32 protein-coding genes and 4 tRNA genes are annotated in these 25,368 nt (G+C 45.9%); 3 read left to right on the top strand and 33 right to left on the bottom strand.

What is annotated here, in order from left to right; translation table 11 throughout:
• Positions 1 to 74: 74 nt before the first annotated feature.
• From DW922_RS11565 to DW922_RS17485, 28 genes are all read right to left on the bottom strand, one after another.
• Positions 75 to 1,541, bottom strand: a complete 1,467-nt coding sequence (locus DW922_RS11565; RefSeq protein WP_118726632.1) for a hypothetical protein — start codon at positions 1,539 to 1,541, stop codon at positions 75 to 77.
• 15 nt (positions 1,542 to 1,556) lie between these two features.
• Positions 1,557 to 1,883 (bottom strand): hypothetical protein, encoded by a 327-nt coding sequence (locus DW922_RS18095; RefSeq protein ID WP_243032202.1) that lies wholly within the window; start codon positions 1,881 to 1,883, stop codon positions 1,557 to 1,559.
• Positions 1,884 to 1,892: 9 nt separating this feature from the next.
• Positions 1,893 to 2,933 (bottom strand): N4-gp56 family major capsid protein, encoded by a 1,041-nt coding sequence (locus tag DW922_RS11555; RefSeq protein WP_243032201.1) that lies wholly within the window; start codon positions 2,931 to 2,933, stop codon positions 1,893 to 1,895.
• Positions 2,934 to 2,942: 9 nt separating this feature from the next.
• Positions 2,943 to 3,833 carry a hypothetical protein gene (locus DW922_RS11550; protein ID WP_118726631.1) on the bottom strand — a complete coding sequence of 297 codons (891 nt, stop codon included), beginning with the start codon at positions 3,831 to 3,833 and terminating at the stop codon, positions 2,943 to 2,945.
• A 126-nt stretch (positions 3,834 to 3,959) separates the two neighbouring features.
• The gene (locus DW922_RS11545; RefSeq protein ID WP_118726630.1) at positions 3,960 to 4,280 is read right to left on the bottom strand and encodes a ribosomal-processing cysteine protease Prp; all 321 of its coding nucleotides are present in this window, start codon (positions 4,278 to 4,280) and stop codon (positions 3,960 to 3,962) included.
• Positions 4,277 to 6,148 (bottom strand): hypothetical protein, encoded by a 1,872-nt coding sequence (locus DW922_RS11540; RefSeq protein ID WP_118726629.1) that lies wholly within the window; start codon positions 6,146 to 6,148, stop codon positions 4,277 to 4,279. The genes DW922_RS11545 and DW922_RS11540 overlap by 4 nt, the downstream gene beginning before the upstream one ends.
• 8 nt (positions 6,149 to 6,156) lie before the next feature.
• Positions 6,157 to 7,635, bottom strand: coding sequence for a phage terminase large subunit (locus tag DW922_RS11535; protein ID WP_118726651.1), 1,479 nt, complete (start codon positions 7,633 to 7,635; stop codon positions 6,157 to 6,159).
• Entirely contained in the window at positions 7,622 to 8,149 is a 528-nt protein-coding gene (locus tag DW922_RS11530; protein WP_195715055.1) for a helix-turn-helix domain-containing protein, read from the bottom strand. Before DW922_RS11530 ends, DW922_RS11535 begins: the two co-directional genes overlap by 14 nt.
• A gap of 200 nt (positions 8,150 to 8,349) precedes the next feature.
• The gene (locus tag DW922_RS11525; RefSeq protein ID WP_118542955.1) at positions 8,350 to 8,586 is read right to left on the bottom strand and encodes a hypothetical protein; all 237 of its coding nucleotides are present in this window, start codon (positions 8,584 to 8,586) and stop codon (positions 8,350 to 8,352) included.
• A 2-nt stretch (positions 8,587 to 8,588) separates the two neighbouring features.
• Entirely contained in the window at positions 8,589 to 9,215 is a 627-nt protein-coding gene (locus DW922_RS11520) for a hypothetical protein (RefSeq protein ID WP_118726627.1), read from the bottom strand.
• A 188-nt stretch (positions 9,216 to 9,403) separates the two neighbouring features.
• Positions 9,404 to 10,441: a tyrosine-type recombinase/integrase gene (locus tag DW922_RS11510; RefSeq protein WP_118726625.1), complete on the bottom strand. Its 1,038-nt coding sequence runs from the start codon at positions 10,439 to 10,441 to the stop codon at positions 9,404 to 9,406.
• A gap of 161 nt (positions 10,442 to 10,602) precedes the next feature.
• Positions 10,603 to 10,678 (bottom strand) — tRNA-Ile (locus DW922_RS11505).
• 36 nt (positions 10,679 to 10,714) lie between these two features.
• The gene (locus tag DW922_RS11500; protein ID WP_118726624.1) at positions 10,715 to 10,909 is read right to left on the bottom strand and encodes a hypothetical protein; all 195 of its coding nucleotides are present in this window, start codon (positions 10,907 to 10,909) and stop codon (positions 10,715 to 10,717) included.
• Between the two features lie 96 nt (positions 10,910 to 11,005).
• Positions 11,006 to 11,176, bottom strand: coding sequence for a ribbon-helix-helix domain-containing protein (locus tag DW922_RS11495; protein ID WP_118726623.1), 171 nt, complete (start codon positions 11,174 to 11,176; stop codon positions 11,006 to 11,008).
• Between the two features lie 165 nt (positions 11,177 to 11,341).
• Complete coding sequence (locus DW922_RS11490; protein WP_243032198.1) at positions 11,342 to 12,169, bottom strand: phosphoadenosine phosphosulfate reductase family protein; 828 nt, start codon at positions 12,167 to 12,169, stop codon at positions 11,342 to 11,344.
• A gap of 21 nt (positions 12,170 to 12,190) precedes the next feature.
• Positions 12,191 to 12,574, bottom strand: a complete 384-nt coding sequence (locus DW922_RS11485; protein ID WP_118726622.1) for a hypothetical protein — start codon at positions 12,572 to 12,574, stop codon at positions 12,191 to 12,193.
• Between the two features lie 19 nt (positions 12,575 to 12,593).
• Entirely contained in the window at positions 12,594 to 12,794 is a 201-nt protein-coding gene (locus DW922_RS17490; RefSeq protein ID WP_118726621.1) for a hypothetical protein, read from the bottom strand.
• A gap of 168 nt (positions 12,795 to 12,962) precedes the next feature.
• Positions 12,963 to 13,325 carry a DUF551 domain-containing protein gene (locus DW922_RS11475; protein ID WP_243032195.1) on the bottom strand — a complete coding sequence of 121 codons (363 nt, stop codon included), beginning with the start codon at positions 13,323 to 13,325 and terminating at the stop codon, positions 12,963 to 12,965.
• Complete coding sequence (locus tag DW922_RS11470; RefSeq protein WP_118726620.1) at positions 13,325 to 14,956, bottom strand: hypothetical protein; 1,632 nt, start codon at positions 14,954 to 14,956, stop codon at positions 13,325 to 13,327. Before DW922_RS11470 ends, DW922_RS11475 begins: the two co-directional genes overlap by 1 nt.
• 15 nt (positions 14,957 to 14,971) lie before the next feature.
• Entirely contained in the window at positions 14,972 to 15,376 is a 405-nt protein-coding gene (locus DW922_RS11465) for a sigma factor-like helix-turn-helix DNA-binding protein (protein WP_118726619.1), read from the bottom strand.
• The gene (locus DW922_RS11460; RefSeq protein ID WP_118726618.1) at positions 15,357 to 15,596 is read right to left on the bottom strand and encodes a hypothetical protein; all 240 of its coding nucleotides are present in this window, start codon (positions 15,594 to 15,596) and stop codon (positions 15,357 to 15,359) included. The genes DW922_RS11465 and DW922_RS11460 overlap by 20 nt, the downstream gene beginning before the upstream one ends.
• A 2-nt stretch (positions 15,597 to 15,598) precedes the next feature.
• On the bottom strand, positions 15,599 to 15,847 hold the full coding sequence (locus DW922_RS11455; RefSeq protein ID WP_118726617.1) for a hypothetical protein: 249 nt from the start codon (positions 15,845 to 15,847) through the stop codon (positions 15,599 to 15,601).
• A 251-nt stretch (positions 15,848 to 16,098) separates the two neighbouring features.
• Complete coding sequence (locus DW922_RS11445) at positions 16,099 to 16,377, bottom strand: hypothetical protein (RefSeq protein WP_118726615.1); 279 nt, start codon at positions 16,375 to 16,377, stop codon at positions 16,099 to 16,101.
• Positions 16,378 to 16,492: 115 nt separating this feature from the next.
• Complete coding sequence (locus tag DW922_RS11440) at positions 16,493 to 16,867, bottom strand: RNase H family protein (RefSeq protein ID WP_118726614.1); 375 nt, start codon at positions 16,865 to 16,867, stop codon at positions 16,493 to 16,495.
• A gap of 228 nt (positions 16,868 to 17,095) precedes the next feature.
• Positions 17,096 to 17,374 (bottom strand): hypothetical protein, encoded by a 279-nt coding sequence (locus DW922_RS11435; protein ID WP_147353378.1) that lies wholly within the window; start codon positions 17,372 to 17,374, stop codon positions 17,096 to 17,098.
• A 10-nt stretch (positions 17,375 to 17,384) separates the two neighbouring features.
• Entirely contained in the window at positions 17,385 to 17,615 is a 231-nt protein-coding gene (locus DW922_RS11430; protein ID WP_118726613.1) for a DNA-binding protein, read from the bottom strand.
• A complete protein-coding gene (locus tag DW922_RS11425; RefSeq protein ID WP_118726612.1) occupies positions 17,602 to 17,865 on the bottom strand; it encodes a hypothetical protein in 264 nt (87 codons plus the stop codon). Before DW922_RS11425 ends, DW922_RS11430 begins: the two co-directional genes overlap by 14 nt.
• Positions 17,865 to 18,029: a hypothetical protein gene (locus DW922_RS17485; RefSeq protein WP_154106748.1), complete on the bottom strand. Its 165-nt coding sequence runs from the start codon at positions 18,027 to 18,029 to the stop codon at positions 17,865 to 17,867. Before DW922_RS17485 ends, DW922_RS11425 begins: the two co-directional genes overlap by 1 nt.
• 165 nt (positions 18,030 to 18,194) lie before the next feature.
• Here DW922_RS17485 and DW922_RS11420 point away from each other — a divergent pair, with 165 nt between their 5' ends.
• The 3 genes from DW922_RS11420 (at position 18,195) to DW922_RS11410 (ending at position 21,233) form a co-directional block, all read left to right on the top strand.
• Positions 18,195 to 18,641 carry a helix-turn-helix transcriptional regulator gene (locus DW922_RS11420; RefSeq protein WP_118726611.1) on the top strand — a complete coding sequence of 149 codons (447 nt, stop codon included), beginning with the start codon at positions 18,195 to 18,197 and terminating at the stop codon, positions 18,639 to 18,641.
• Between the two features lie 245 nt (positions 18,642 to 18,886).
• Positions 18,887 to 19,714, top strand: a complete 828-nt coding sequence (locus DW922_RS11415) for a hypothetical protein (protein WP_118726610.1) — start codon at positions 18,887 to 18,889, stop codon at positions 19,712 to 19,714.
• A gap of 175 nt (positions 19,715 to 19,889) precedes the next feature.
• The gene (locus tag DW922_RS11410) at positions 19,890 to 21,233 is read left to right on the top strand and encodes a tyrosine-type recombinase/integrase (protein WP_118542978.1); all 1,344 of its coding nucleotides are present in this window, start codon (positions 19,890 to 19,892) and stop codon (positions 21,231 to 21,233) included.
• A 134-nt stretch (positions 21,234 to 21,367) separates the two neighbouring features.
• Here DW922_RS11410 and DW922_RS11405 read toward each other — a convergent pair.
• The 5 genes from DW922_RS11405 to DW922_RS11385 form a co-directional block, all read right to left on the bottom strand.
• Positions 21,368 to 21,440 (bottom strand) — tRNA-Thr (locus DW922_RS11405).
• A gap of 39 nt (positions 21,441 to 21,479) precedes the next feature.
• Positions 21,480 to 21,551, bottom strand: a tRNA-Glu gene (locus DW922_RS11400).
• Between the two features lie 27 nt (positions 21,552 to 21,578).
• A tRNA-Pro gene (locus DW922_RS11395) sits at positions 21,579 to 21,652 on the bottom strand.
• A gap of 77 nt (positions 21,653 to 21,729) precedes the next feature.
• Positions 21,730 to 23,736: a bifunctional diguanylate cyclase/phosphodiesterase gene (locus DW922_RS11390; RefSeq protein ID WP_118726609.1), complete on the bottom strand. Its 2,007-nt coding sequence runs from the start codon at positions 23,734 to 23,736 to the stop codon at positions 21,730 to 21,732.
• A 67-nt stretch (positions 23,737 to 23,803) separates the two neighbouring features.
• Complete coding sequence (locus DW922_RS11385; RefSeq protein ID WP_118726608.1) at positions 23,804 to 25,291, bottom strand: AAA family ATPase; 1,488 nt, start codon at positions 25,289 to 25,291, stop codon at positions 23,804 to 23,806.
• Positions 25,292 to 25,368: the final 77 nt, after the last annotated feature.

Genomic DNA, 25,368 nt, shown 5'->3' with positions numbered 1-25,368 from the left:
GTAAATTTTGGATAGGTAGAATCTGGAATTATAAATTTATAGATTGGTATAAGTTTTCTGGATCTTGATTTTAATTATGCAGGCATTAGGGGTGCAATGCAAAAGAAGCGTAATATCTGAGATTTGTTTTCTGGTATATATCCTCTTATGGAGAGTTTTGTAATTCCATTTGTTTCTATTCGCATGTGATAACTACCACCATTTTCATCAGTGGCAATAAAATTTATAGTATATTTGGAACCGCTAGAACATTGTAAAATATTATACACATTCCAGTTTTTTAAATTTGTAAAATCGATATCAACTTCACCACTCAGAACTAAAAAACTGTTTTGATAAATTTTCGCATTTACTCTATTTCCCGTAACTGGACTTCCAGACGGAATAGAAATTGATGAGTTGGTAAGAGCATTCATATTACTATTTAACTCTACTAACCCCGCCACAACATCACTCATTCCGTTCGGAAGATCTCCGGTTCCAAGTTTCTGCTGTAATGCATATACAGCAGCGGAACTGGCTGCTTTTGTTGCATCGTTGACCAACTGGCTGACAACATCGCTCTTCAACAGTAGCTTTGTCGCTATCTTTTCTGCCACCGCATCAATCAAAGCCTGTGCATTCACCTGCTGCGCTCCTGCTTGTCCTAGTAATCCCTGTGCATCAGCAGCCACCAGTTCATTGATACTCTGAACCCCTCTGAAAAACAGCGTCCAGTTTTTCCCTTCCTGCGGAACCGATGCAGTCCCGTCAATCTTACATCTCCATATTGCGTTCTGGTACTTTACCAGGTCATTTTCCTGGTAAGTCGTTCCGGATGAATATTCCCCACGATCCATGAGTGGTGCAATGCTGTCAGCATAGCTTTTTGCAAGATTAGCCTGTTCCTTCGCAGTTTCTGCCCGTTTTCGGGACTGTTCGCTCCAAAACATAGCATTGTCATTCGCTTGTGCGGTATACCCTTCCTTTCCATGCGCCCATGCCTCCGCCAAATTCGCTGATGATCCTGCACTTGTTGCTGCGGTCTGTGCTGTGTTTGCCGCCTCAGTCGTTGTCTGAATTGCCGTCTCAGCTTTACTTGTTGCATTGTTCGCCCGCGACACCGCTTCTTCGCTCTTCAAGAGCAGATCTTCCATTTTTTTCTCGTACTCTTCAAGCTCTGTCATGCCGCTTGCATGTGACGGGGTGTTCACAGAGGACTGTACATACAGGGCCGCTGCATTGCTCCCCCACTTCACCGTACCGGCATCATCAATCGCCCTCAACGATATCCATACTGTGCCTGGATGTGCTACGTTTGTTGCTGCCACCGTCCATGCAAGTATCATACTGTCTTCGCGTTCTTCCTTTTCCAACTTACAGGTATCGTATATCTCTCCCTGGTACATCAGATCCAAACGAAAAGCCAGGTGAGATATGTCTATCCCACCTGGCGCTTTTTCTACCCGGAATTGACGCACCTCAGAATTGTTATCGTAATCTGTACCGATCACCCGTTCCCCTTCCGGAACAATCAGTGTTCGGTTCCTTACTGTTATCATAAGTGCGCCCTCCTTTTATTTCGGATCCTGATAAGTCAGCTCATCCATTTTCTGAGCAGCCACCATCAGCTGATCGTCTGCATTGTCCAGCACCTCGGCCACCTCTTCCGGCATCTCAACATCGACTCCACGTTTGATGGTATATGCTTTTCCGTTTACGCAGACAAACACATCCGCCTGGTATTTGTCATTATCCTTGAACAGTCGCCGCTTTACCATTTTCTCTTTCGGTACCGCCGGTGCATCTGTCGCATTACTCTCTACAGTAATTTCAGCCGCAGTTTCATTCTCTTCTGCAACGTCCAGATTTACGCTCTGATTTTCTGTTTTTTTCCCAGCCATATGCCCTCCTTAGTTCGCTGCTCCATCGCTGTAGGTTGATCCGGTCTCTACGCGTACCATGTACTCATTCGACAGAATCTCAGTAACCTTCGTGGCCTTCCAACCAATGGTTGCTCTCTGATTCAGAGGATCCGCAGTCCCAGCAGATCCAAGCTGCTTCACAATGGTCTGAAGTCCTGCGCCCTCGATCTTGGTCGTCGCATACGCATTTGCGCCGAAGAACAGGGTAGAGTATACATCAATCTTAGTCGCATCGCTGCTGCTCTTTGCTGCCCCAGCTTTTGCAAAGATCTTTGCCTCCGTAGTCTCTATAAAGCGCACACCTGCGAGCTTACCGATTTCGCCTTCAAAAATTTCTTCCGGTTTTGCATACTTGTGCACATCAATCCAGTTTGGGTCTTCGGTCAGGTCGAACGCAACGTCTGGATGAATGATGGCCCAGTATGAACCGTCAATCTTGGATGCGAGCTGCTTTTTCAGAGTACGGACAGCCATCTTTACGGCTCTTACGGTCAGTTTGTGTTCTGTTTTCAGTGCTGCTCTGGAAGATACCTGACCTTCTGCATACTGCACATTGGTTCCGGCGTTTAAGACCTCTCTGGAAATGGTGTCCAGCGAGGTTCCTGCCTGGCCGCCGATCAGGTCAGTGGTTTCCACGATGGTGTTATCAATAGTCGTCATCTGCAGCACATCGGATACGGTTACATAGTTGCCGTACTGCTTCACTTCTGCCTCGATCTTGGTTACAGAAAGGCTCTGGCCATCCGGAGTAACACCCTCAGTCAGCGGAGTGAGAGACTTGCCGAGCTGTACATACTTTCTAAACTCGATTTTCTTACCGCCGTTTCGCGGAATGTCACGCTTCTGCGCCCATCTGTCATGTACCAGGAGTGGGGATGCATTCTCAATCAGGTTTTTATCGTAGAACGTCTTCATCTCCGCGGACAGCGTACTCTGATCGGTTACGTTAGTGTTCGGATTTGCATCAAACATGTGCAGATCCAGTACGAACGGAATATCCGCCGCATAAGTCATGCTTTCTAAATACATTTGTCCTCCTTAAAGGCTTACCTCTCCGGACAGAACTTTTTTCTTGAGATCCGCGAACTCTGCCCTGGACATTCCCATTATATCCATCTGGCTCTTTGCGGCCGGGCTGCTGCCAGCTGCTCCTTCCACCGGTCTTGATGCTCCGGCTCTTACAGTATCAGCCACCCGTTTCTTTGTCTCCTGCTCTGATCTGGTGATTAAGCCCTGTGTAATATCGTCAAAATGCGTGACCCGGTATGCAGTGATTACATCACATCCGGCTCCCAGCATCTTTGCGAAGTTTTCATTGTTCTCAATTTCGAATCGAATATCAAAATCAGGATAAAGGTTCTTGCACTGCTCTGTTTCCGCATCCCAGCGCGCCCAGGTCTGCTCCTCCTGCCGGAGGTTTTCCGCCCGCCTCTGTGCCTCTTCCATAGCTTTGTTCTGTGCCTGCAGATTCATAAATTCTTTATACTTTTCCACCGGCATACCGGCTTCCAGAGCCTTTTCTTCGTAGTAGGCGCTGTCTGCATTGATTGCATTGATCATGCCGTCTACATCCGATGCATCCGTGCCATATTTGGCAGCAATCACCTGCATAAGCCTTCCCTGAGAATCCAGCTGCTGCTGCATGCGGTTCATTGGTGCAAATCTTCTGTCTACCTGTTTTTTGACATCCTCTCCGTACAGATCCTTGTACTGTTCCTTGAATTTCTTATAATCAGCCTTACGCTGTTCTTCCGGCGTAAGCTGATTGGACTGTTCGCCTTCCTGTTCTCCAGACTGCGTTCCTTCTGTCTGCACTGCTGTTCCCCCCGCCTGCGTTGCGGTTCCTCCTGCCTGTGCTGTACTTCCTGCTGCAGGTGCGCCTCCTGCTGCCGCGCCTCCGTCAAACATATGTAAATCAAGTTTGTACATGTTACCTCCCTCCGGTCTCTCCCGGGTGTCTATATTCACGGTCTCTCCCGAGTGTCTGTCACGGTCTTTCCCGAGTGTCTGATACGACATTATCACATGTCAAGAATTTTTGTTTGCACAGCAACGTTATCCTTCTTGACATGTATAAGATACATTCTCCGGATATGCATTCTGAAGCATCTGGAAGCCGCTCAATGCGACTGCCAGGCGATTCTTAATGTATTCCCGCTGTTCTTTTCTGTAATGAACTTCCAGGAAAAGATTTCCTTTTTCCATTTTTGCCGTGCTCCGAATATCCGGTGCGTGAAACATAGCATCTGCCAGCGCCTGCCCCAGAACTGACACAGCTGAGCAAACAACATCATTTCCGTCCATCCTATAACAAGCATGACCACTCATGGATAATTTCATGGTATCCGGACCAATATTGATCACAATATTTGTCATGACTGTACCTCCGTCGCACTGCTCACCCGCTGACGTGCCTTCCCCTGCGTGCTGTTATCTGTATTCATGGCTCTGCCAAGAGAATCTGTTTTTATCTGCTGCCCTGCATCCGTATTGATGGCCGTCATGTCCGGCCCCGGTACCCCCTGCTCCTGCAGCGTCTGCATGATTGAGGTGTCTCCTGTCGTTTTTGCGATCAATGCCGCCATCTGCATCATGGTCCCCTGCATCTGCTGCATTTGCTGATACATTGTACCGTTTCGCTCGATCATCTGGATCACTTCATCTCTGCGGTCAAAATCCATCATCCTGAGCATGCACAGAGCCTGATCGGCCATCTGAGGGTTGAATACTCCAAGTCCGTAAAGTTCTTTTGCCAGCTCGTTTTGAGCGATCCTGGAATACGGGCTTGCTTTCTGCGCAGATATCTTGATATCAAACACCGGGCGGCGAATAGATAAATCATCACCAATTCCCGGCATAGCCTGATCTTTCAATCCTTGATTAGTCAGCTGTACATATTCCGCAGCGCCATTTTCCTTCGTGATCCGGTAGCATCGTGGAAGGTCGTAAAATTGCCGTATCAGCTCCACCGTAAGTTCCACAATCTCCTGGTATGCCGTATAGCTCCCTTTAATCATATCGCGGCTCAGTTTACTTCCAGCCTCCTGCAATGCCGCGATTGCCGATGCTGCTGTCACGCCGCTACTTGTAGAGCCTTGGGAAAAATCCCTGTTTCCACTCGTTTCCTTCAGCTCATTGACCTTTGCATCCCTCTGTTTGAATACGATATCCCCGATCACAGGTGGCTCAATCTGCCGGATAGTCTGTTCTGATACATCATTTCCAGACACATGCACCAGATCCTTTGAAAGATCTGTGAATTCCTCTTCATTGATGTTTGCCGCGTTTAAGGAAAAAAACCGCGCCTTGTTCGCAAGCGCATTCATCATGATGACCTGGTCCAGACGGTCTATGTATTCCTGCGGATTCACCATCACATCCAGATATCCAAAGCCGGCCGGAGAACCCTTCTCCGGGAACTGTACATCAAAGACAAATGGGTACTTTCCGTGATTGTACCAGCCATCCATTGCATATTCCGGATCATCCTCTGAAGCATACAGTACAATGTCATTCGCGAATTTACAGTAATGCAGGATTGTCCTGCTGCCTCCGCTTTCCGTCCGGAATACATGTTTGTAATACCAGTCAAACACCATGACCTTATCGGTGGTGTCCATATTCTCCTCGTAGAGGTATTTGGGGCGGTCAGCCAGATTCCCCGCCGTAATCTGATCGGCAACATCCGGATACTGTTCTTTCAGCAGATCTGCATCTACCACCTCTGTCACAAAGATATTCCTAGACTTCTGGACGTCCTCAATCCCAGGCTGCCAGGTGATGTTCAACACATCTACGTTGCTAACTTCAATATCTCCCAGGCCGTTCTCTTTGGATGGGTTCCACATCACTGCATACACCGATGTTCCGATCTTGGGTTTGTCCCAACAGTTTGCATTATAGGTCTTTGCAAAACCATTGTTTTTCAGGATAACCGGCACAACCTCTGATAACAGCTTTGCTGTTTCTTCGTCCGATGCCTCCCGCGGCAGAATAGCCGGACAAGGGTAGTTGTCGATAAAATCTGCATGCTTGTTAATCAGGGAGTTAAACAGCCAGGCACTAACCGGCTTCAAATCTGTATCTTTGTCCCCTCCCTGGAAGCGCTCCCAGTGATTATTTTTCCACCATTCTTCCGCATTGATGACTCGCTGCTGAAACGCTTCAAGTCCGCTTCGATATTTTTTATATGTTTCATAGGCCTTCCGGACCTGCTCCGGCCCTACTTTGCGTCCTTCTTCCATGACTCCTCCTAAATTCTGATTATTCTATGTGCTTTCTTTCGTTCTTCCGCGAAAAGGTCCAGCGGATCCTCCAGTGGAATTTCTTTCTTCACGCTGCGCCGCATCGGAATCGGATGCTGCATGAATACATACCGGCATTCATCGTAAATGTGGTCTTCCTGTGTGGTGTCGATATCCTCCACGTTTTTCTCATCATAGACCAGATCCGGAATCGTCCGAATGAAATTCTTACAGGTATTGAACACGTAAAACTTCGGAATTCCATTCTCGTCGAATGCCAGGCGGTAATGATACTGCATTTTTCCCGCAATACGGTGGTTATCACCACCAGACCAGTACACTCCATTTTCCGCCATCATATCGGCTACCGATTTTCCGCGAGACCGGTCAAAGATAGACGGATCCGCAATGCCGGTGATTTTCCGGCCCTTTAGATTCACGTCCGTCTCTTCAATCTGGCGAATCATCTGTGCCTGTTCCGTCGGCTCCATTTTTGTTCCTACGTTCGGTGAGCCCTCCACGCAGCCGTAGAACTCCCGGATGCGGTAAATCGTTCCGGAATAATCAATCGCATACCAGCCTACCGAAAACGGTTTTGCATAACCGAAGTCATATCCCCGCACGATTTCCCAGCCGGACGGAATCTTAAACGGCTCAATCACATGCGTCCACTGGCGTGTCTCATAGTTCTCCGGATCATTCTTCCATTCCGTGAACACCTGCCCCTCAAAGGAATCCCAGTCCCCATACAGCAGAGCATTTCTCTCTGCCTCCGGTAGAATGGCAAGGTTTCCCAGATAGCCCGGATCGTTCTCCAGAAGCGCCGGATTATCGAACACACTGCTCGGTATAAAAATCCGGTCCTTTGACAGCCTGATTTCTTTTCCCTTCGGATCACGGATCACTACTTCGGACACGATTGGATGTCCAGGAGTTGTTATAGACACAAACCTGGATTTAACCCAGCCATGGCCGATGCCGCCTGGGTTTGCCGTGGCTCTCACATATACTTCTGTTCCTGGTCCGGAAGGGCGCGCACGGGAAAACAGATAGGTGTACTGCCGTTCCGTGAAGTGTGTCAGCTCGTCGAACCCTATAAAATCAAAATGACGACCCTGATATTTCAGACGATCTTGTTCGTGCTGCATAGCAGCAAAATAAATCTTTGCACCACTTGGAAACTTCCAAACATGCCCGGACTCGTTATAGCTTGCCCGCGGATACGCTGCTTTGTAGAGTTCTCTGGATCGGTCTATCAAGTCCACCAGCTGCGGATACTCCCGCCGGAAGATGATTCCGCGATAGAAGCGGTTATTAACCTGCCGCAGGGCCTCCGCAACCAGGTAATCGCTTTTCCCTCCACCTGCTGCCCCGCCGTACAGCGCCTCAAACTCCGGGCGGCTCATCATCTCCTGCTGCTTCGGCTGCGGGCACCACAGAACCTTTCTCGGATCCGGCAAATCCGCTCCCCGATTAGTTTTTTTCATTTTCTGTGCCACTTACAGTCTCCTTCATCTGGTTCACCTGGCGCGGTGTCAGGATTACAAGATTCTCCTGCGGTCCCTCTTCCTCCTGGTTCGCCAAGATCTTATCCCTCCAGTCTTCCGGTGCCTTATTCCGTAGCCAGAAAGAGATCGCTTTGAAATCCGGTTCTATGTACTCATCTTCCTCTCCGGTTTCCAGATATTCCTGTTCCGACATTTTCCTGCCATTATTGTCATATTCAATTTTTTTGAGCTTAAATACCTTTCTGACCTTAACCGTTCCACCCTGAGTCAGTCGATATAGGGCGTTTTCCACCTGGCGGTTGGCTATCTCTTTCCCAGTGCCCAAGGCCTCTTTGATTGTCTGATGTTTCTTCTTCCACTCATTCAGCGTAGATCTGCTGATTCCGATATGCTTTGCGATCCGTTCATCACTCAGACCTGCCCTGGCCCATGCCTGGAGTACCGCAAGCCGGTTCTCATCGTTCGCCCACTCCTCCCATCTCTGTCTTGCCACCTTCTCACCTGCCTTTTCTGGTGAGTATAACAACAACGGGAGATTTTTGTTTGCACAGCAAAAGCCCCGGCTTTATGCCGAGGTTGTTGTACGGTTTTGTATGATTTTTCCACGCAAAATAGAGAGCGCCTCACGGTCTCTCTTCATTCCACGCGCACGCACGCGCATGTGCGCACGCAAAAAAGTGTCCGCATGTCCGGTCACTCATTGTATTTCTCTTTTTTGATAAACTGGTAGTACGGGCATTCCTGGTATGTATCCATGCAAAACATCTCATAGTATGCCTTTTCATCCAGATATGAGGCAAATAACAACTGGTTCTTCACTCCAAAACCATCGTTTTTCATGACGTTTTCACATGTGATCGTGGCCTGTGCCCGACCCTTGCGGGAGTGGCATTCGTAAAACGGGCACAGACACTGATGATGCCTCGGCATGGTTATCGCCTCCTCTCTTTTTCGTACCGCACCATGGTATATTCTTGAAACGGGTATCCCATGGCATCCACATCTGTCACCACAGATGTTTTGTCAAGCACATATCCCTGAACTTCCAGGCTTTTCGGTACAGATGGTTCTTCTCTCCACGATCCTGCCTTCACTTGTTCTGTATGTACTTCCGGTCGTCTCAGGTTCCTGCTGCAGGTCCAGCGCTGCTTCATCGGACTGTCCGACCGGCGGAATGTTTTTTTCGTCTCTTTGGTCAGGTACTCTGCAAGATCATCAAATTCATGGTTCTGGTAGAGCGGGGTCAAATGGATCCCGCCCTCTGTCCAGATATCCTGCAGTACATGATGGATTCCTGGTATGTCACTGATCACGATATGATGGTGTATTGCTTTACTCTCCCACTCTGTCACCATGACATATCTCAACTCGACTCCTGCCGCTTTATAGATTCTCCGGCACCTCTCAAAAAATTTTCTCAGTACCTTACGGCACCCTTCTGCATCCGGTCTCTTTTCTTTCGCGTATGTCAGCACCAAATGCCAGTCCCCGGCTGCGAAATTCTCAATCAGCAGCATCTTCAGCTTTTTTGCAGCCCGCCGCTCATTAGCTGCTGCCATTTGCTCCTTGGTCGGTTGCTTCCGTTCCCCCCGTGACCGCTCCCCTTTTCCAGGACAGCGGAATGTATGGTACTTCCGGATCTCTATCCTGTTCCCATACTTTATTGTCCGCTTCATGTACATTTTTTGTTCCCCGTCTAAAGTTAATTGCTAAATCAAGTTTCGAACGGGTCCTTCCCCCGTTCATTTTAAGCCGCCCGTTTTCGTGCCGTCCGGAGCGTTTCCGGAGTGCTCTGAGCATAATACATTGCAGTTACCTGCGGTCCGGCATGCCCAAGGATCTCCTGGATTGTGCCGATATCTACACCATGATTTTTCAGATCCATACCAAGTGTCTTACGCATTTTATGTGGGTAAACCCGGCATGTCACGCCAACCCTATCTGCTATTACTTTCATTTCCCTGCGGATTGCGCTCGTTGTCAAAGGTTTATTTGGTGCTTTTTTAGAGACAAACAAATGCGGATCCGTATCTGTTCTGGATTCCAGATACTTTTTCAAGTGGTATCGTGCTTCTCCATCAAGATAAATCGGACGATATCTATCTCCCTTTTCTCCGCAAATCATAATGTCTCCGGTCGCCCAGTCTACCATATCCACGGTAATAGCCACAATCTCCCCTACTCTGGCTCCGCTGGACCGGAACACTTCAATGATTGCTCGATCACGAAGGGAAGCACATCCGTCCCTCAGCATTGCCATTTCTTCCTCTGTGTAATAATCAATCGGTTTTCTGGCTATCTTAAGCGGCTCCACCGCGTCCACCGGATTATCCGGAATCATTTTCTCTTTACGCATCCAGGAGTAAAATGCCGACAAGAATCTACGTTCGTTATTGATTGTAGATGCTTGATTCTTCTTGCCGGTCTCTTTCATGTTTTTGTTCTCATACCAGTCCAAATAGCGGTAAATGTCCATCTCATTCACCTGAGTCAAGGGTTTATAAATCAAAGTGATCAGACGCTTTACAGCCATCAAATAACCGTATTTTGTGGCATCTTTCAAGTTTTTCTTCTTATATAAGAAGAGTTTGATAATATATTGGTTCTGGCTGTCCACGCTATCCTTCATTTCCATAGGCAGCGTATTGAGCCGTTCCAGTTTTACATCTGCCAGCTCATCAATCATGGTTTTTTCCAGAATCTGAAGCATATCCGGCGTCATATAGTTCGACATCATAACGATCACGTTATCAATCACGGTTGTCTTAATATTCTGATTATTCATAGATTTACCTCCTACTGTTGCTCAAGGATTCAATCTGTGATATAATATCCTTAAGCGTAGATGCGATACACATGACTTTGACCGGTTGGTGTATCGCTTTTCTTGTGTCTCGATATATTGCTTAAGTCCATTGGCATCTCCCCCTTATTTTTATTGTAAAGTAGGCGCTGAGGGATTCGAACCCTCGCCAGACACGGCTTATAAGGCCGTCGCTCTAACCAGCTGAGCTAAGCGCCCATATTAGCGAAGTCATATACCTCGCTAATGTAAATATTACATAAATGGCATTATGTTGCGATCCTTGTACTGCTGCTTTGTCATGCGCTTTCTTTTACCAGCATTTCTCATCATTGGATACCCGCGACGTTTTCGATTATTATTCGCTTGTTCCGGGTATAAATCCCACCAGGTTTTTCTCTTAGTTTTATCGTCTTTCTTCTCCTGTTCTACTTCTTCCAAGTTTTTCATGTTGTATTGTCCTCCTATAAAGCTCTGTCCGTAAGCTCTTTGATCAGATTACACAGATCTTTAAATTTCAGTTTTAATGAGTATTGATACCCACCGTTATGCTACTTTTTCCAGATACATCTCCAGAGCCTTTCGGATCACCCAGGACATTGACCGGTCCTCTTTCTGACAGTAGAGCATTAACCTTTTCAGCTGCTCCGGCTCCATAGTGATGTTCTGTTTCACGTATTTCTCAGCGGCTTCCTTTTTCGGTCTTCCTCCTGCCATACCGATACCTCCTTTTCGGTGTGTAGCTTTCTTTATTTTTCTGGTTATTTCAGTTTAGCTCACTCATACTCTTCAAAGCTCAGTTGTCCAGGTACGTCCCTTTCTTCCATCCACCAGTTAAAAACGTCGTTCCCATCTTTCCACCTGGGTTTTCTTCCTGTTCCATCATTTCTCATTGCTTAGCATATTGTCAAAAGCTCTGATATACGCTCGCTTGTATGTCGGGAACGTGGAAAATTCAAAATATCTGTTTTTTCCTGCCATCGGACAGCCTATGCAACCACATCTTGAAAAACCCATGTTATAAAGCGGATTGATATGAATTTCTTCGCCAACAATGAAGCGTGCTATATCGTAGTCCGTCCACTCTATTATCGGATTGCAAACGGTTTTTGCTTTTAACTCGCATTTTTCGATGAATTTTCTTTTCTTTGAGTTATCATTCATCAGCATAATTTCCGAAATACCTGGAATTGTCATTTGCTCAAATTCTTCGTTTTTCCCTTGATTTTCCGACATTTCCGAATCAGATATTTTTATCCTATCTTTTTTAGTTTTCCCTAATGCCTCATACTCTCCCCTGTCAGCCCTTGCGCTGCTTTCATCCCACCGCACGCCTGTTGCTATCATTCTGTTTTTACAGGCGCCTTCTTTCAGGTATGCACAACAATATCTCGCCTGCCTGGTTGGCGGCATTTTCTTTTTTACAATCAACTGCCACATCGAAAGGGCTGGGTATTGGATTGTACATTTAATTCCCTGCAGCTCTAATTTTTTGAACACTTCTCTAATATGATAAACTGTCTGCGGCGCATCTACGGTTGTATGGCTGTGATGTACTTCGAACGGAACGCCGGCCCTTTTAAAAAGTTCCAGCATAACATCCGAGTCTTTTCCTCCGGAATATGTGCATACAACCGGCGCACGGTAATGGCGCAAGCTCATTTCAGACGCCAGCTTGATCCTTTCGATTGCTTTTTGTTCTAAATCCATCTTTTCTCCTAAATCTTAAATTTACTTTAAATCCTCTACCAAAAAAACCAGACCCTCACAATAAAGAGCATCACCCTCAAAAACATCAAATCGTTCGCACGGAATACCCGTCTTATAAATCCACGTTGCCGGTACTCCATTTCGATTAACACCATTGCTCCATACTGCCTGTATGCAATTAGCGCGCTCTTCTCCCTCCTGATCCACGCCATCTCTGTCGAAGTACACTCTTCCTCCGCCAAAGCATCCTCCATCATCATAGATTGCTCCATCAAACTCCATGAGATCATCAGATTCACCAGTTACGATGACCAAACCACTCTTCTTTGCTTCTTCTAACACATCACCAAAACCGGCTCCATACTGCATTCCATTAAGTCTATTTGCCAACTCTTTCGCTGTCATCCTGTACCTCCTCCGAACCTTAATTATCGTCCTCCATCACCTGCATCAGCTTATCTCTCAGTGATACGACATTTTCGTATGACATCTCCTGCCAGGTGCCACTATCTACTGCACGGATCAGCGTATCTAACGCATGAATCTGACCCAAGTCATACGTTCTTGTCAGTATCTTGTCCATAGCATCTCTTTTCGCTTCAAAATCTTTTTCATAGTCTTTCATTTCATCACTCCAATCTTAATTCCTCTGTCTTTCATCTCTGCCCTGACCTCTGCCCTGACCTACTACGCTTGTGCCAGGCCCTCCGGCGCTGGATCCGCCCGTAACGTTCCAGCAACCGGTCAATCTTTTCGGCTTTCTCTTTTTCAAACAACACAAATTCCATTCAGCTTATCCCTCTCGGTACAGTTCCGGGAGCGGCATCCATGCATTAACAAACAATCCTACGGAAAGATATGTGTAGTCCTCATCTCCAGGGTAGAATTCTCCGCTGCCGTCATCATCAACTCTATAGGTCGCAATATCCGGAATGATACAATTTTCAAACGAAACCAATATGTAGCTTTCCGGTTCCGGCATCCTTTCTTCAATCGGAATCCACTGCACTGTATTCTGTTTCAGCTTCAGCACCTCTACAGGCGCCAGGCCAGTATCCTCATACTCTGCCATCCGTGCCACCAGATCATCCTTCTTACTGGCGGACCAGTAGCCGGTTTTGATTCCATTTACCCGTTTCTGAGTTAATCTATTCATCACTTTTCCCCTTTCTGTATGTACTTCAAAAACTCCACCAACTCCGTCTCATTATCCGGATAATGGTTATATTCTTCGTGCCTTGTCCATTTTTCAAAGCCATTTGCTCCTTTTGGCGGTTCCGGTCCGCCTACCAGATGATAGTTTGCGTGAGTAAAATTCCCGCAATAGTTTTTGATGGCAAACACTTCAACAATCAATCGAGCGCCGCACTCGAAATCGTATTTATAAAATGTGCTGCCGATATGCTCATCCTTATACCACACGCCCCAGGGCTTGTAGTTCCGCAACCACTCTTTCCTCTGGTCGTTGTTTTTCATGACCGGAAGCTCCGTCTGCTCAACCTCTGCCGGCTCAGGATCAGCTGCATCATGTACCTGCAGCAACATCTCATATGCCTGAATCATCATGCTATATTTGGCGTAGGTATACGGCTGGTCATTTATCCAGTGGTCACTCATCAAGTCGAAGGCTTTCTTGGCATCTTGAATCATATTCTCCAGTGTATAGCGATCGTATTCAATCGGTTCCGGATCTTTGTCTCTTTCCTCATCTTGCCGGCTGCAATCATTTTCAAACCACTGCTCTTCGTCATCGGATTCCGATGGCTGAGCATCGGCCTCCAAAACCATCAATGATCTTTCCTGTTCTTTTTCTATCGCTACTCTCTTGCATGCCAGATTGCACGGATTTTCGCACCTGCAACAGCACGGCGCCGGCTCTTCATTGCCTGCACAATGATATGCCAAATTGTGATTTACAAACTGGCACTTATCACCCATCTGCTCTGTCAATAAATCTAACGATCTTTCTGCAACAATCTCGCACGGAAATGGATTCCCACACGGTGCATACCAGCATTGACGCTCTTTTCCACGAATATCACACTTCATTTCTGGACAGGAAAAACAATAATGCCCTCCTTCACAGCTTGGCTCTGTCAGTAAACTGCCTTCCGGATAAACTCTTTTCGGTGTACCATAGGCAGATAACTTTTCTGGCTGTTCGTCCAGTTCTTCGCCGCCCATCATCTCATCCAACGTCATCGTGGTCTGGATTGTAACCGGCTGCGTTGCCATGGAAGCTTCTGGCATTACCACCGGCGCTTCCATGGTACCCGTAATCACTTCTGGAAAGTCCTTTTCCAGATCCAACTGCCCCTCGATCTCAAAATATGTTGTTTCCTTTGGTTGGCGCATGGAACGGATTTCCTGGACCTTCATTTCCGGTGTTACCTGTTCCAGCTGCTCATCCGTCAAGGATAACATCTCCTGCAGCTTTGACTTTGAAAAATCTTTGTATTTCTGATCTACCACAGGACTATTCCCTTCCAATGAAAAACGGTCATTCATGCTCATATACCGCGATGCCGCTGATTTGCTTAGCCCAAATTCTGCATAAGCAAACTCCCATATACTTGCATAGTGATCCTCACGATACAGTTCATCATCTCTAACAAATTTCAAGTAATATCCAACAGAAATAAAGTTTCTAGCTATCGATACAATATCATCACGAATGAAGTTTTTTGCATCATCATAGGTTATCTGTCTGTACCAGCCAACTGTTGTGACAATCTCATTTTTGCACTGTTGCATCTCTCCAACAGTGCTTTTAACTTCCTCTCCCATAATGTTCTCCACCTATCAATACCGGTCCATACTCTCCCCAACCATATCAGTCCACAGTATGCACTCCTGCGTGCCGCCCGGCAGTTCCACTAGACAGAAGTGCTTACTTGCCTTTGACAGCACCCTTGCCATAACCGGTACGCCGCCGAGCTTAATATTCCCCTCTCCAAACATCAGTCTCTTTACGCTCTTTACTCTGATCCATTTTCCAACCTGCGCTTTGTTTCTGGCCTGTGTAATTCTCCAGGTGCTGATACCCTGCGCCCGGTTCTTGGATCTCTGCGGCTTGCCATTTCTGCTCAAATATGTATACACGGTTGATTCTGTCTTTCCGATTTTGTCAGCAATATCAGCCACCGACTTTCCTTCCATGTACAGCTGCAACACAAGTTTCTCTGTGCTATTTTTTCTCTCTTTCATCCTGTACGCCCTCTTTTATATCTTTCCCGGCCTGCAATCCAATTACAAAAACAATTCCAACCATCAATACCGCAATCATGATCGGCCAGCAAACACACGCTATGTAGTCTATTGCCGTTACTTTCTTGTTTTCCCCCGCAATTCCGTGAAGGTATCCGAAAAAAAATACTGCAGTGAGACAGTACAGCACCAATACTACGATTACCCATGTTTTATCCACTCTCACCACCTCACCCTCTGACCGCACACATGACAATAACGATCTTCTCCCGGTATCACCCAGGCGTTGCATGACCGGCAATACATGACCGGCTTCAATTTTCTCAACGTTTCCGGAAGCTCGGTGCTTCTTGGCTCTTTCGGCATGCTTTTCTCCATACATGCACATGCGATCTTGAGCGCTGTGCGCTCTTTCTTGTCTGCCTGAGCGGCCATCTTTTTTACTATACGATGCGCATCTTTTAATTTCATGGATTCTCCTTCTGCGCTTCTCTCTGGTGGCGCTCCTTTTCGATACATCCCTTGCAAATGTGCAATTCTGTTCCTCGCTGCATCTTGATCATAACGTGTTCACCAGATATGACCTTCCCGCAATACTCACACATATACTCTTTCATTTTTCCTTCTTTCTCCCCCGCCGCAAAGTCAGCTGGGGCAGTACCGGCATGTCGTGACACATTCCGCATACAAATACATCTATGTAATGCCTAATGGCGCATTACCTATAAATAATTCCTGCCAAATATTTTCATAAAATCTTCTCTGGTGTGGGTCTTCTCAAATGCCTGCTGCCCGGTCCGGTGCATGATCTCCATGATTTCTTTATTTCCATGGACCCCCTGTTTCTGGTCCCGGTGGCAGCGCGGACAAAGCCATACCTTCAAACCATATTTCTCGGACCACTTTCTATTCGCACCACCGAAAATATGATGCTGTTCTAGATTCTGCAGACTCGGGCAGAGGAAACACTCTTTATCCTTCTGTAAAACGCTTTTTGCCATGTCAGCCCTCCCACGCCACGCTCCTCTACTATTCTCAGCGCCATTGCCATTCCGTCCATACGGAATCTATGGGCTTTCTGATCGGCCATCCCATTCGACCGTTTCATATTCATTTTCACTGTTTTCCCTCCATCTTTATAAATCTTTTCGAATGACCAGCTAAAAGTTCTTGCACCTCCTGCCACTGATCGGCATTCTGCACACGCCGCCCCTTTGCATTGGTCCAACCGCTTTTCTCCCAATTATTGATCCAACCCTGTTTAAATGGCTCTATGATCTTATCCATTTTTGTGTATACATCAATCATACAGGGACGGGTCATACGTTTCAGGCATTCAATCAGGGCCTGCAGCGTGTTGCTCTTCACACTGCCCTCCCGTTTCCCGAATACCTGGCGCTCATATTCTTTTCCATTTTTATCCTTAAACCGCAGGCAGCCCCAGTACTGTTCCCGGTTCCCATGGATTTCTATTCTCACACTACTTTTCATGTTGCACCTCGCTTGATGCTGTGATATACTTACATCAGTCTTGATAAATAAGAAGACACACCTCTTAAATCCGATGTTCTGGTCGCTATGAACATCGGATTTTTTTATGGAGTAACGGGATCCCGTGCTTCTCTTCGTATGTTCTGATTTTCTGACAGTCGCACTTCTCTCCCGGATCCAGAATTGCTCCGCAGTGCTCACACACTGTGTAGTATCTTCTTTTCTTTGTCATTCTCTCACTTCCTCCAGTATGCTATAAACAAATACCCATAACAGCATCGACAACAAGGTTTCCATTTTTAAATCTAAATACCCTCTCCAACAAAAGCCCAGGCACACGATAAACAGCCAGAAGCCAAAGGTTACAGCCGTAGCTATCAGCCGGTTACTCAGCCTTTTCTTGCCCACCTTAAGCGCAAGCGACACTTCGGGCATATGTACTCCGCCTTGTACTCGCACAAGGTAGAGACGTTCCACTTTAAGCCGCACATTTTGCACTTTATCCACTCTCCTTTCATCATACGATCATCCTACGGATTTTTACCCGTTTCTCCGGTTTTGGTTCCGGTTTCTCTTCCACTCCTGAAAAGTATTCAATCAGTTTATCCAGGTTAACCAGATATTTATTTCCACAGACAACATGAGGGATCTTATTTTCCAGGACCATAGTTCTGATGTAGGTCTTGGTCACCTTCGTGTCCGGATCCTGCTGTTTAAACAGCTCAGCGCATTGATCAATCGTTCTCATTCTCGGTACCAAGTTTTCTCACCCTCTCTTCCATAGCCAACTCATACTCTCTATCCTTGATTGATTTATTCATCTGATCAGCTTCGTAGTCTTCCAGCAGTCCCAAATACTGCAGCACATCAATCTGGCCGCGATACTCATTGCATACGCTCAGGCAACTGCAGCGCGGAATGTTTTTGTTCAGCAGCTTAATCAAAACCTCCGCTCTCTCTCTTTCCACCAGAACCATCTCAATACCATTTCTTTTCATTATGATTCTCCTTTCTTCATGCTTCCTGCTGCCACGCCCTGCGCAAAATAGTAAGACGCCATTACCACGTCACCACGTTGTTCCTCTGGCAGACTTGTCAGGTATCTCATCAGTTTCTCTGCATCCTTCACTCGGATGTCTTTTCCTACGGTTCTGTTCTCCATAAGCCCTCTCCTTTCTCATTGAATACGCTGTTTTTGTTGGTATATTGCAATTATATGTTGGTTAATGGCTTTTGTCAATATGTTTCTTGTTATTTGCCAACATTTTTGTTGACATGCAACATTTTGATGCTTATAATAAAGGCTGAAAGGAAGGAGGTGACGACCATGCACGAACGATTAAAATCACTAAGGAAGCAGCTACGTCTTACCCAGCAGGAATTTGCAGATAAACTCGGTATTTCTCGTGGCAATATTGCAGCATACGAAGTTGCAAAAAACGCTCCTAGTGATGCAGTCATTTTACTGATTTGCAGATATTTTAATGTAAGCGAAGAATGGCTTCGAAATGGTGTTGGGGATATGTTCGTTCCTGAACCCGGAACGGAGTTAGATGCACTAAAAGAACGATACAGCCTTTCGCAGGCAGAATGTTCTCTGATTGACTTTTTCGTGAATATGAATGAAAAAGATCGGAATACGGTATTAGACTTTGTTGTACACGCTGCGGATGCCATCCGCGAAAATGATCTATTCTTCGGTGTTCCGGAAAACCCGGAAGAACTGGAGACAAAATATCCACCAGTAAGAACCATAAAAAAAGACGTCGGATAATATATGCACCCCGCCGTCGATCAGTTTAAGAGTAAATAGATTTGAGTATGTCCTCGAAAATTGAGATTTATGTATAGTGTTCTGACAGATCTATAATACAAAGCATAGATTCTGTTTGATCCATAGTAGATGTACTCCTTTCTCATTGGCCTCTTCGGCTGGGTGCTATGTTATTATAACGTATTATTCAATCAATTTTTTGTGGTAATTATTGGTAACACCGCATGAGAGGTGCACTCTATACTATGAAGAGAAATAATAAATACTCGTTTGCTGTTTTTATTTTCATTTTCATGCAGGTTATCGGTTTTTTCTGTCAAAAATATTATTTTTTAGAACAAGAATCCGAAATATCATCCAGCTCCTATTCTAACGGTTATGATGATGCCCTTAAAAAGTCCGGTCTCAATGCCTTAATTGAAGACGCAGAACGGCGCGGATATAATAATGCCCGATTATCCATTGAAAATTCAGGATATGATGCTGGATATCAAGACGGATATGATGCTGGGCATGATGATTTTGTTCTCGAATTAGGTGAAAACGATGGTTATGATTTAGGTTATGACAATGGCTATTCCGATGGCTACGATGATGGTCGAGAAAATGTAAGCGCAATGAATTGGATCAGTAGAATTATTGATCTGCTAATCGCAGTATTGCTTCCGGGTATAATATGTGTTGGAATACTGTATATTATCTGCGAATGCATTATTGAATTTGTTTTAGGTAGATGCTTACTTATACATAAAAGTAAGTCACCAACCTCCGATAGTGAAGCACTGGGATCCATTAATAAAAAAATTCCTTTGTGGGGCTATTGCTGTATTATTTTAATCATTATTATCCTTTTGTTTCCACTTTATGACCAATTTAACAATTACCGGCATTCAGAAACAGCAGACTCGCAACAAGAATTATACCGTACATCAGATTCCGTTTACGCTTGGGTTTCCTCCAACGGGAAGCATTATCACTCTGTATCAACATGCTCTGGAATGAAATCCCCCATTAAAATCAGCATCGAAGAAGCTAAGCGCAAAGGTTATACAGCTTGTCAAAAATGTTATTAAATTCGAAAACAAAAGCCGCCCGATGTTGGCGCACCGAACGGCTTTTTACATAGATAATCTCTTACCGGGTGTACCCAGGAAAGATATAATACCTACGAGCAATAGAATTATATCATTCCTGGTGCACCTGTGCAAGAGGTGTATTTTTTGTACCCATTTTTAAGGAGGGATGATTATGGCATCCATAGAGAAACGTGGAAACACTTATAAGATCACGGTGTCCTGCGGTTATGACTCATACGGCAAGAAGATCCGGGAAACCGATACTTTTGTTCCTGATCCGAAGTGGTCCGAAGACCGCGCCCAGAAAGAAGCCGAAAAATATGCCGTACGATTTGAGGACCGGATCCGGGCCGGAGGCAGCACATCCGGAGATAAAACAACCTTCGAAAAGTTCTCCCGGATATTTCTGGCAGACATGAAAGAATCTAAGGATCTGGCAGAGTCCACGCTTGCTGATTACGAGCAGCGTCTCAGAGATCGCATTATCCCGGCTATAGGGCAGATGAAGCTGACGCAGATTACCAATCATGTTGTCAAGGAATTTTTGAAGGAACTTCGAAAAGATAATTCCCGGCTGGATGGTAAAAAAGGTGCTTTGTCTGAAGGTACTGTGACCAAATACCGCGCAGCCATCAGCACGATTTTGTCCTACGCGGTCGAGGAAGGCTATCTTTCTATCAACCCACTGATCTATGCCGGGAAGCAGCGTGGCCGCGGCAGGGTCAAGCGGGAATACAAAACCAAGCAGCTCACGATTGATCAGGCGAAACGTTTTTTGTGGATTCTGGATCATCCTGTTACTATCCGGCGTAAGGCGCATTCAGTGAAACGCGCAGGAAAAACAGTGCAGATCAAAGAATATGATCAGCTGTGGTCCCTGGATTTGAAATGGCAGCTGTTTTTCTACATCGCGCTTTTCACTGGCGCCAGGCGTGGAGAAATTGTTTCGCTTCTGTGGAGTGATATTGATTTTTCGAAGAATACGATTCACTTTTCCAAATCCACGGCCGTTGTAAAAGGGGAGATCATACACAAAGAAACCAAAACCTACGCAACCAGACAGTGTTCTGTTCCGGACATTGTAATCAGTGCTGCCAAAAGGCTGATGAATGAACAGAAACAGATCTGCCTTCAGCTTGGTGACTACTGGAAAGGTTCCCGCGGCAAGCAGTTCCGGGATAATTTTGTTTTCATCCGCGACGATGGCGCTCAGATGCATGTGGACAGTCCGCGGACGGAGTTTAAGCGAGTGATCCGAATTTACAACAGCAATGTCGCAAAGGACGAAACCGAAATGATACCAGATAACTTAACGCTGCATGATCTCCGGCACACCACCGCTTCCATCTTGATCAACAAAAAACTGGACCCAAGGTCTGTATCCGGTGTCCTGGGACACGCCAATACCAGCACAACATTAAACATCTACGCATATTTCTTTCACCAGAGCAGCACAGAAGCTGCGGATATCATGAGTAGTGCTCTCTTGTCTGAGCCTGTGGCAAACCACGCATAATAGTAATTTTGGGGACTACTTTTTCGATAGTCCCCAAATAGTCCCCAAACACCATATTTTTATAGTTTTTCAGTTCTTAAAACATAACCCACAAAACGCCGAAAACCCTTGATTTCTCAAGGGTTTTCTTCATAAGCTCCTGGCCGGACTCGAACCGGCGACCCACGCATTACGAATGCGTTGCGCTACCAACTGCGCTACAGAAGCGTCCTAACAAAAATGCTTTGGACAAAAATCCAAAGCATATGACCTCATCGGGAATCGAACCCGAGTTTACGCCGTGAGAGGGCGTCGTCTTAACCGCTTGACCATGAGGCCATTCCTTCAGGTAAAACCTGAAGTGAGTCGAGGCGACAAGATTCGAACTTGCGACCTCTGCGTCCCGAACGCAGCGCTCTACCAAACTGAGCCACGCCTCGCTACGTTCAGTAGTATAATATAAATTGTGTTAATTGTCAACAACAATTTGAATCTTTTTTTATTTTATGATTTAAATTTATAATTCCTGGTCCAGCATCGCTTCAAACTCATCCTGCGACATTGGCTTTGCGTAATAAAAGCCCTGAAAATAATCGCAGCCGTTCTTTTTCAAAAACTCCGTCTGCTCCTTCGTTTCCACACCTTCTGCGATCACCTTCATATCGAGACTATGCGCCAGGTCGATCAGCGCAATGAGGATGTTGTCCGTTTTCTTGCTGGTGCCAACTTTCTGTACAAATCCCATATCCAGCTTAATGATATCGAATTCATAGTCGCGCACGGTGCTGAATGAAGAAATTCCGCTTCCAAAATCGTCGATCAGGATCTTCGCTCCCTTTTTCTGCAACCCGGTCAAAAATTTACTTCCGCTTTCGGTAATATCTGCATAAGCAGACTCTGTGAGTTCATAATGGAACATACTGACCGGAATTTTCTTGTCATTTACATTTTCCCAGATGCGTCCCATGATGTCTTTGTCCATCAGGTCCATACGGGAAAGGTTTACCGCAACCGGAAGGACCTTTTTTCCCTCCTGTTTTCGTTTCCGGATCATTTCCCTTACCGTTCTGTTTACAAATGTATCCAGCTTGGTAATATGGCCGCTGTTTTCCAGCACTGGGATGAACCGCCCCGGAAGGACCGGATTTTTCTTATCCGGGATCCAACGGACCAGAGCCTCCGCAGAAACGATTTCTTCGGTTTTCGCATCATAGACCGGCTGATAATAGACACAGAACTCATTCTTTTCAATGGCCTGTTCCAGATTGATCATCACACGGCTATTATCATCGTATTCCATTTTCATGCTTTCATCGTAAATGGCATACGGCTGCACATACTGGTTAGAAATATAATTCTTTGCCAGCTTTGCCCGGTCGCACATATCCGATACGCTTAACGTACACTGTTTCGGGACATAATAAATGCCGCAACGCCCATGGAGTTCAATGTCTGTCTTTCCGTCATGATAAGAATAATGCAAAAGCTGGTTCATCTGATCTAACTTTAAGTTAGCGGTATCCACGAACGCCACAAAACGGTCTGCCTCCATACGAGCCGTTACGAGTGGTTTCAGGAAGCTTTTTTCCAGAGCATCCACGATTTTCTTTAAAATACGGTCTCCCTTCTCGTAACCAAACAGATCATTAATGGCTTTAAAGCGCTGGATATTAAAAAACAAAATTGCATACTGGGCATCGGACTGTTTTCGCAGGATTTCACCCACCTGCCGGAGAAATCCTGCACGGTTTGGAAGTCCTGTAAGCGGATCTGTTTCCAGTTCTTTTGTCATATCGTCCGCAACCAGCAACAGCATATTTTCAGATTTGTCAAACCAGTAATAAGTATAACGTTCCGTCAGCTTATCAGTTGTCTGCACGGCAAACGAATGCATTCCCTTCTCTTCCATTGTTTTTCTTAAAAATGTAAGATTGGTTTTGGAAAGGAAACGTTCCCTGTCATTTGGATGAATATGATGCCCGCAAACCAGCTCTGCTGCTTTTTTATATGGGATATTTTTACGTTTCTTTATGTCGATGTCTTCCAAATGGCAACTGCGGAAATTTATGATTTCCCGGTCCAGGCTGAGCAGGCTGAGCAGCTTATAATCTTTCTGGTAAAGCACTTCGTTGGTAACATTATCCAGATATTCCTGTGTGATATCTTCGATAAACATTTGGGCTTCCACATGGCCGGTGACCGTGTTTTCAAATAGATAAATAGTCACCTTATCTACCAGCATCATATCTCTATTTACAAGATGACACCGGTATACCAGAAACCGTTTTCCATGTTTATATTCACGTAAAAGTGAGGAAACACTGAATTCTTTTTTCATGGTTTCCAATACTTTCGGCGTGGATGCATATACAAAAACATGACGTTCCATCCATGCTTCCATGGTTTCTTTCGTGTCATTTTCCTGTCGTCTTCCCTGGCGCATAACTGCAAGAATGATTCCATCTGTTATGTCAATGTGCAGTGCTTTTCTTAATCGCTCTGTTTGTTCTGTCTGTAAAACCACAATCACACCTCATTCAAATAAATACTCGTAATGATTTTCGTATCGTCAGCGTTATCGGCACTGCTTTTTATGCTTCAAGCAGCTTCATGACCATCTCACGGTCAAATGTCACTTCTGCAACATGATTCACTTCGATCTGGTATAATGCATTTGCCGCAATATGCTCTGCTGCCTGCTCCAGATCACGGATCCCGCTGGTCCCAGCAAAGAATTCTACCACCGCATCCAGGCCATCCGATGCCACATTGCACTCTCCGTCTTTTAATCCCATACGTTTTAATACCTTCGGCAGTGCAAATCTGGAAAAGATGATTTTCTTTTCCTCTGCCGTATAATCCGGGATATCGATCACCGCAAAACGTGACATGAGCGGCGCGCTGATCTGGGATTTATCGTTGGCTGTTGCAATCGGATAAACACCGACGGTTGGAATCATACATTCCATGTAGTTGTCAGTAAAACCAAGATTATCGAGCAGTGTCAGCAGTACATCGGCCGGATTTCCGTTTCCTTTTCCGGAAGCTGCCTTATCCAGCTCATTGATGATAAATACCAGGTTGGACTCCCCTGCCATGGAAAAGGCATCCATGATAATGCCCGGCTTTGCGTTCGCGTAGATACGGGAGCTGCCGGTCAGCTGCTCCGGATCGTTGATGGAGCTCATATCCAGGGTGGTCCATGGAAGCTTTAAGATACGGGCTACTGCGTAGGCAATCTGGGACTTTCCGGTTCCGGCAGGTCCTACTAATAAAAGTCCATAGGCAGGAAGAGTGTGCGTACGGTTGATCTGGATAATGGTCTCAATGATACGCTGTTTTACGCGTTCCATTCCGTACAATTCTTCATCCAGGATCCGGCGTGCTTCCTTCGGATCGATCGATTCAAAGTAATTGCTCTTCCACTGGACATTCATCATAATAGAAAGTGCGCGCTGCGCATGGCGGCGTTCCTCCGGGGATACCTCATGGGAACGCGCTACTGCCAGGTTTCTCCGCGCCCAGAGACGGATGTTGTCTGGAAGGGTTCTTCCAGCACAATTCATGAAATCCGTGATACTCTGAATGCTGGTCAGTTTCATGTCGTCGCCAGCTTCTTCCAGGCTTTCATCGACTACGTTCTCGCCCGGCGCATTGCTCGCAAACAGCCGCTCGATCATAAACTGTAAAAAGCCGTCTTCTGCCGAAAGCTTGGTGCCGCCGCCAAACGCCGTCTCCCGGATTTTGTAAACAGCATACCCTTCCGGACGGTTTTCGCCTGACAGACGGACGCTGATATGATTTTCCCCAAGCCATTTTAACAAGCTGACAAAGCGGGCATCAATTTTTAAAATATCAGCGCTTACCGTGCCATCCTTCTCCTGAAATTCGAAGGTGGTACGTTTTACCGGATTCGTAAACATTCCGCAGGAATGATGCTGCCATTTCCGTTTTTTGTTATCGAGGACAAGGATCGGTTTTTCCGGAGATGCCTCCAGCTCACTCGACTGAAATGTGGTATACGTGCACTCGCCCGGATTCTTTGCGTCCGGAGCATCGCTGAAATCAAATACTGGCATACGGTTTTCCCCTTTTATCTCAAGTATCGTCTAATATCATATGATCTGATGTCAATCACAATATTCTGAATCACCAT

The sequence above is a fragment of the Clostridium sp. AM42-4 genome (assembly GCF_003480105.1).
GTDB lineage: Bacteria > Bacillota > Clostridia > Lachnospirales > Lachnospiraceae > Brotaphodocola.
This window is presented reverse-complemented; position numbering and strand designations above follow the sequence as displayed.

Bases quoted from the DNA above. Each gene is read 5' to 3' on its own strand.
- DW922_RS11455 (WP_118726617.1), bottom strand. From the start codon at position 15,847: ATGAAATTAAAAGATGCGCATCGTATAGTAAAAAAGATGGCCGCTCAG.
- DW922_RS11430 (WP_118726613.1), bottom strand. From the start codon at position 17,615: ATGAGAACGATTGATCAATGCGCTGAGCTGTTTAAACAGCAGGATCCG.
- DW922_RS11535 (WP_118726651.1), bottom strand. From the start codon at position 7,635: ATGAAAAAAACTAATCGGGGAGCGGATTTGCCGGATCCGAGAAAGGTT.
- DW922_RS11425 (WP_118726612.1), bottom strand. From the start codon at position 17,865: ATGAAAAGAAATGGTATTGAGATGGTTCTGGTGGAAAGAGAGAGAGCG.
- DW922_RS11540 (WP_118726629.1), bottom strand. From the start codon at position 6,148: ATGGAAGAAGGACGCAAAGTAGGGCCGGAGCAGGTCCGGAAGGCCTAT.
- DW922_RS11545 (WP_118726630.1), bottom strand. From the start codon at position 4,280: ATGACAAATATTGTGATCAATATTGGTCCGGATACCATGAAATTATCC.
- DW922_RS17490 (WP_118726621.1), bottom strand. From the start codon at position 12,794: ATGAAAGACTATGAAAAAGATTTTGAAGCGAAAAGAGATGCTATGGAC.
- DW922_RS11420 (WP_118726611.1), top strand. From the start codon at position 18,195: ATGCACGAACGATTAAAATCACTAAGGAAGCAGCTACGTCTTACCCAG.
- DW922_RS11485 (WP_118726622.1), bottom strand. From the start codon at position 12,574: ATGACAGCGAAAGAGTTGGCAAATAGACTTAATGGAATGCAGTATGGA.
- DW922_RS11475 (WP_243032195.1), bottom strand. From the start codon at position 13,325: ATGAATAGATTAACTCAGAAACGGGTAAATGGAATCAAAACCGGCTAC.
- DW922_RS11525 (WP_118542955.1), bottom strand. From the start codon at position 8,586: ATGCCGAGGCATCATCAGTGTCTGTGCCCGTTTTACGAATGCCACTCC.
- DW922_RS11520 (WP_118726627.1), bottom strand. From the start codon at position 9,215: ATGGCAGCAGCTAATGAGCGGCGGGCTGCAAAAAAGCTGAAGATGCTG.
- DW922_RS11470 (WP_118726620.1), bottom strand. From the start codon at position 14,956: ATGGGAGAGGAAGTTAAAAGCACTGTTGGAGAGATGCAACAGTGCAAA.
- DW922_RS11495 (WP_118726623.1), bottom strand. From the start codon at position 11,176: ATGGCAGGAGGAAGACCGAAAAAGGAAGCCGCTGAGAAATACGTGAAA.
- DW922_RS18095 (WP_243032202.1), bottom strand. From the start codon at position 1,883: ATGGCTGGGAAAAAAACAGAAAATCAGAGCGTAAATCTGGACGTTGCA.
- DW922_RS11490 (WP_243032198.1), bottom strand. From the start codon at position 12,169: ATGGATTTAGAACAAAAAGCAATCGAAAGGATCAAGCTGGCGTCTGAA.
- DW922_RS11550 (WP_118726631.1), bottom strand. From the start codon at position 3,833: ATGTACAAACTTGATTTACATATGTTTGACGGAGGCGCGGCAGCAGGA.
- DW922_RS11445 (WP_118726615.1), bottom strand. From the start codon at position 16,377: ATGGCAAAAAGCGTTTTACAGAAGGATAAAGAGTGTTTCCTCTGCCCG.
- DW922_RS11555 (WP_243032201.1), bottom strand. From the start codon at position 2,933: ATGTATTTAGAAAGCATGACTTATGCGGCGGATATTCCGTTCGTACTG.
- DW922_RS11500 (WP_118726624.1), bottom strand. From the start codon at position 10,909: ATGAAAAACTTGGAAGAAGTAGAACAGGAGAAGAAAGACGATAAAACT.
- DW922_RS11410 (WP_118542978.1), top strand. From the start codon at position 19,890: ATGGCATCCATAGAGAAACGTGGAAACACTTATAAGATCACGGTGTCC.
- DW922_RS11510 (WP_118726625.1), bottom strand. From the start codon at position 10,441: ATGAATAATCAGAATATTAAGACAACCGTGATTGATAACGTGATCGTT.
- DW922_RS11565 (WP_118726632.1), bottom strand. From the start codon at position 1,541: ATGATAACAGTAAGGAACCGAACACTGATTGTTCCGGAAGGGGAACGG.
- DW922_RS17485 (WP_154106748.1), bottom strand. From the start codon at position 18,029: ATGGAGAACAGAACCGTAGGAAAAGACATCCGAGTGAAGGATGCAGAG.
- DW922_RS11415 (WP_118726610.1), top strand. From the start codon at position 18,887: ATGAAGAGAAATAATAAATACTCGTTTGCTGTTTTTATTTTCATTTTC.
- DW922_RS11465 (WP_118726619.1), bottom strand. From the start codon at position 15,376: ATGAAAGAGAGAAAAAATAGCACAGAGAAACTTGTGTTGCAGCTGTAC.
- DW922_RS11440 (WP_118726614.1), bottom strand. From the start codon at position 16,867: ATGAAAAGTAGTGTGAGAATAGAAATCCATGGGAACCGGGAACAGTAC.
- DW922_RS11385 (WP_118726608.1), bottom strand. From the start codon at position 25,291: ATGCCAGTATTTGATTTCAGCGATGCTCCGGACGCAAAGAATCCGGGC.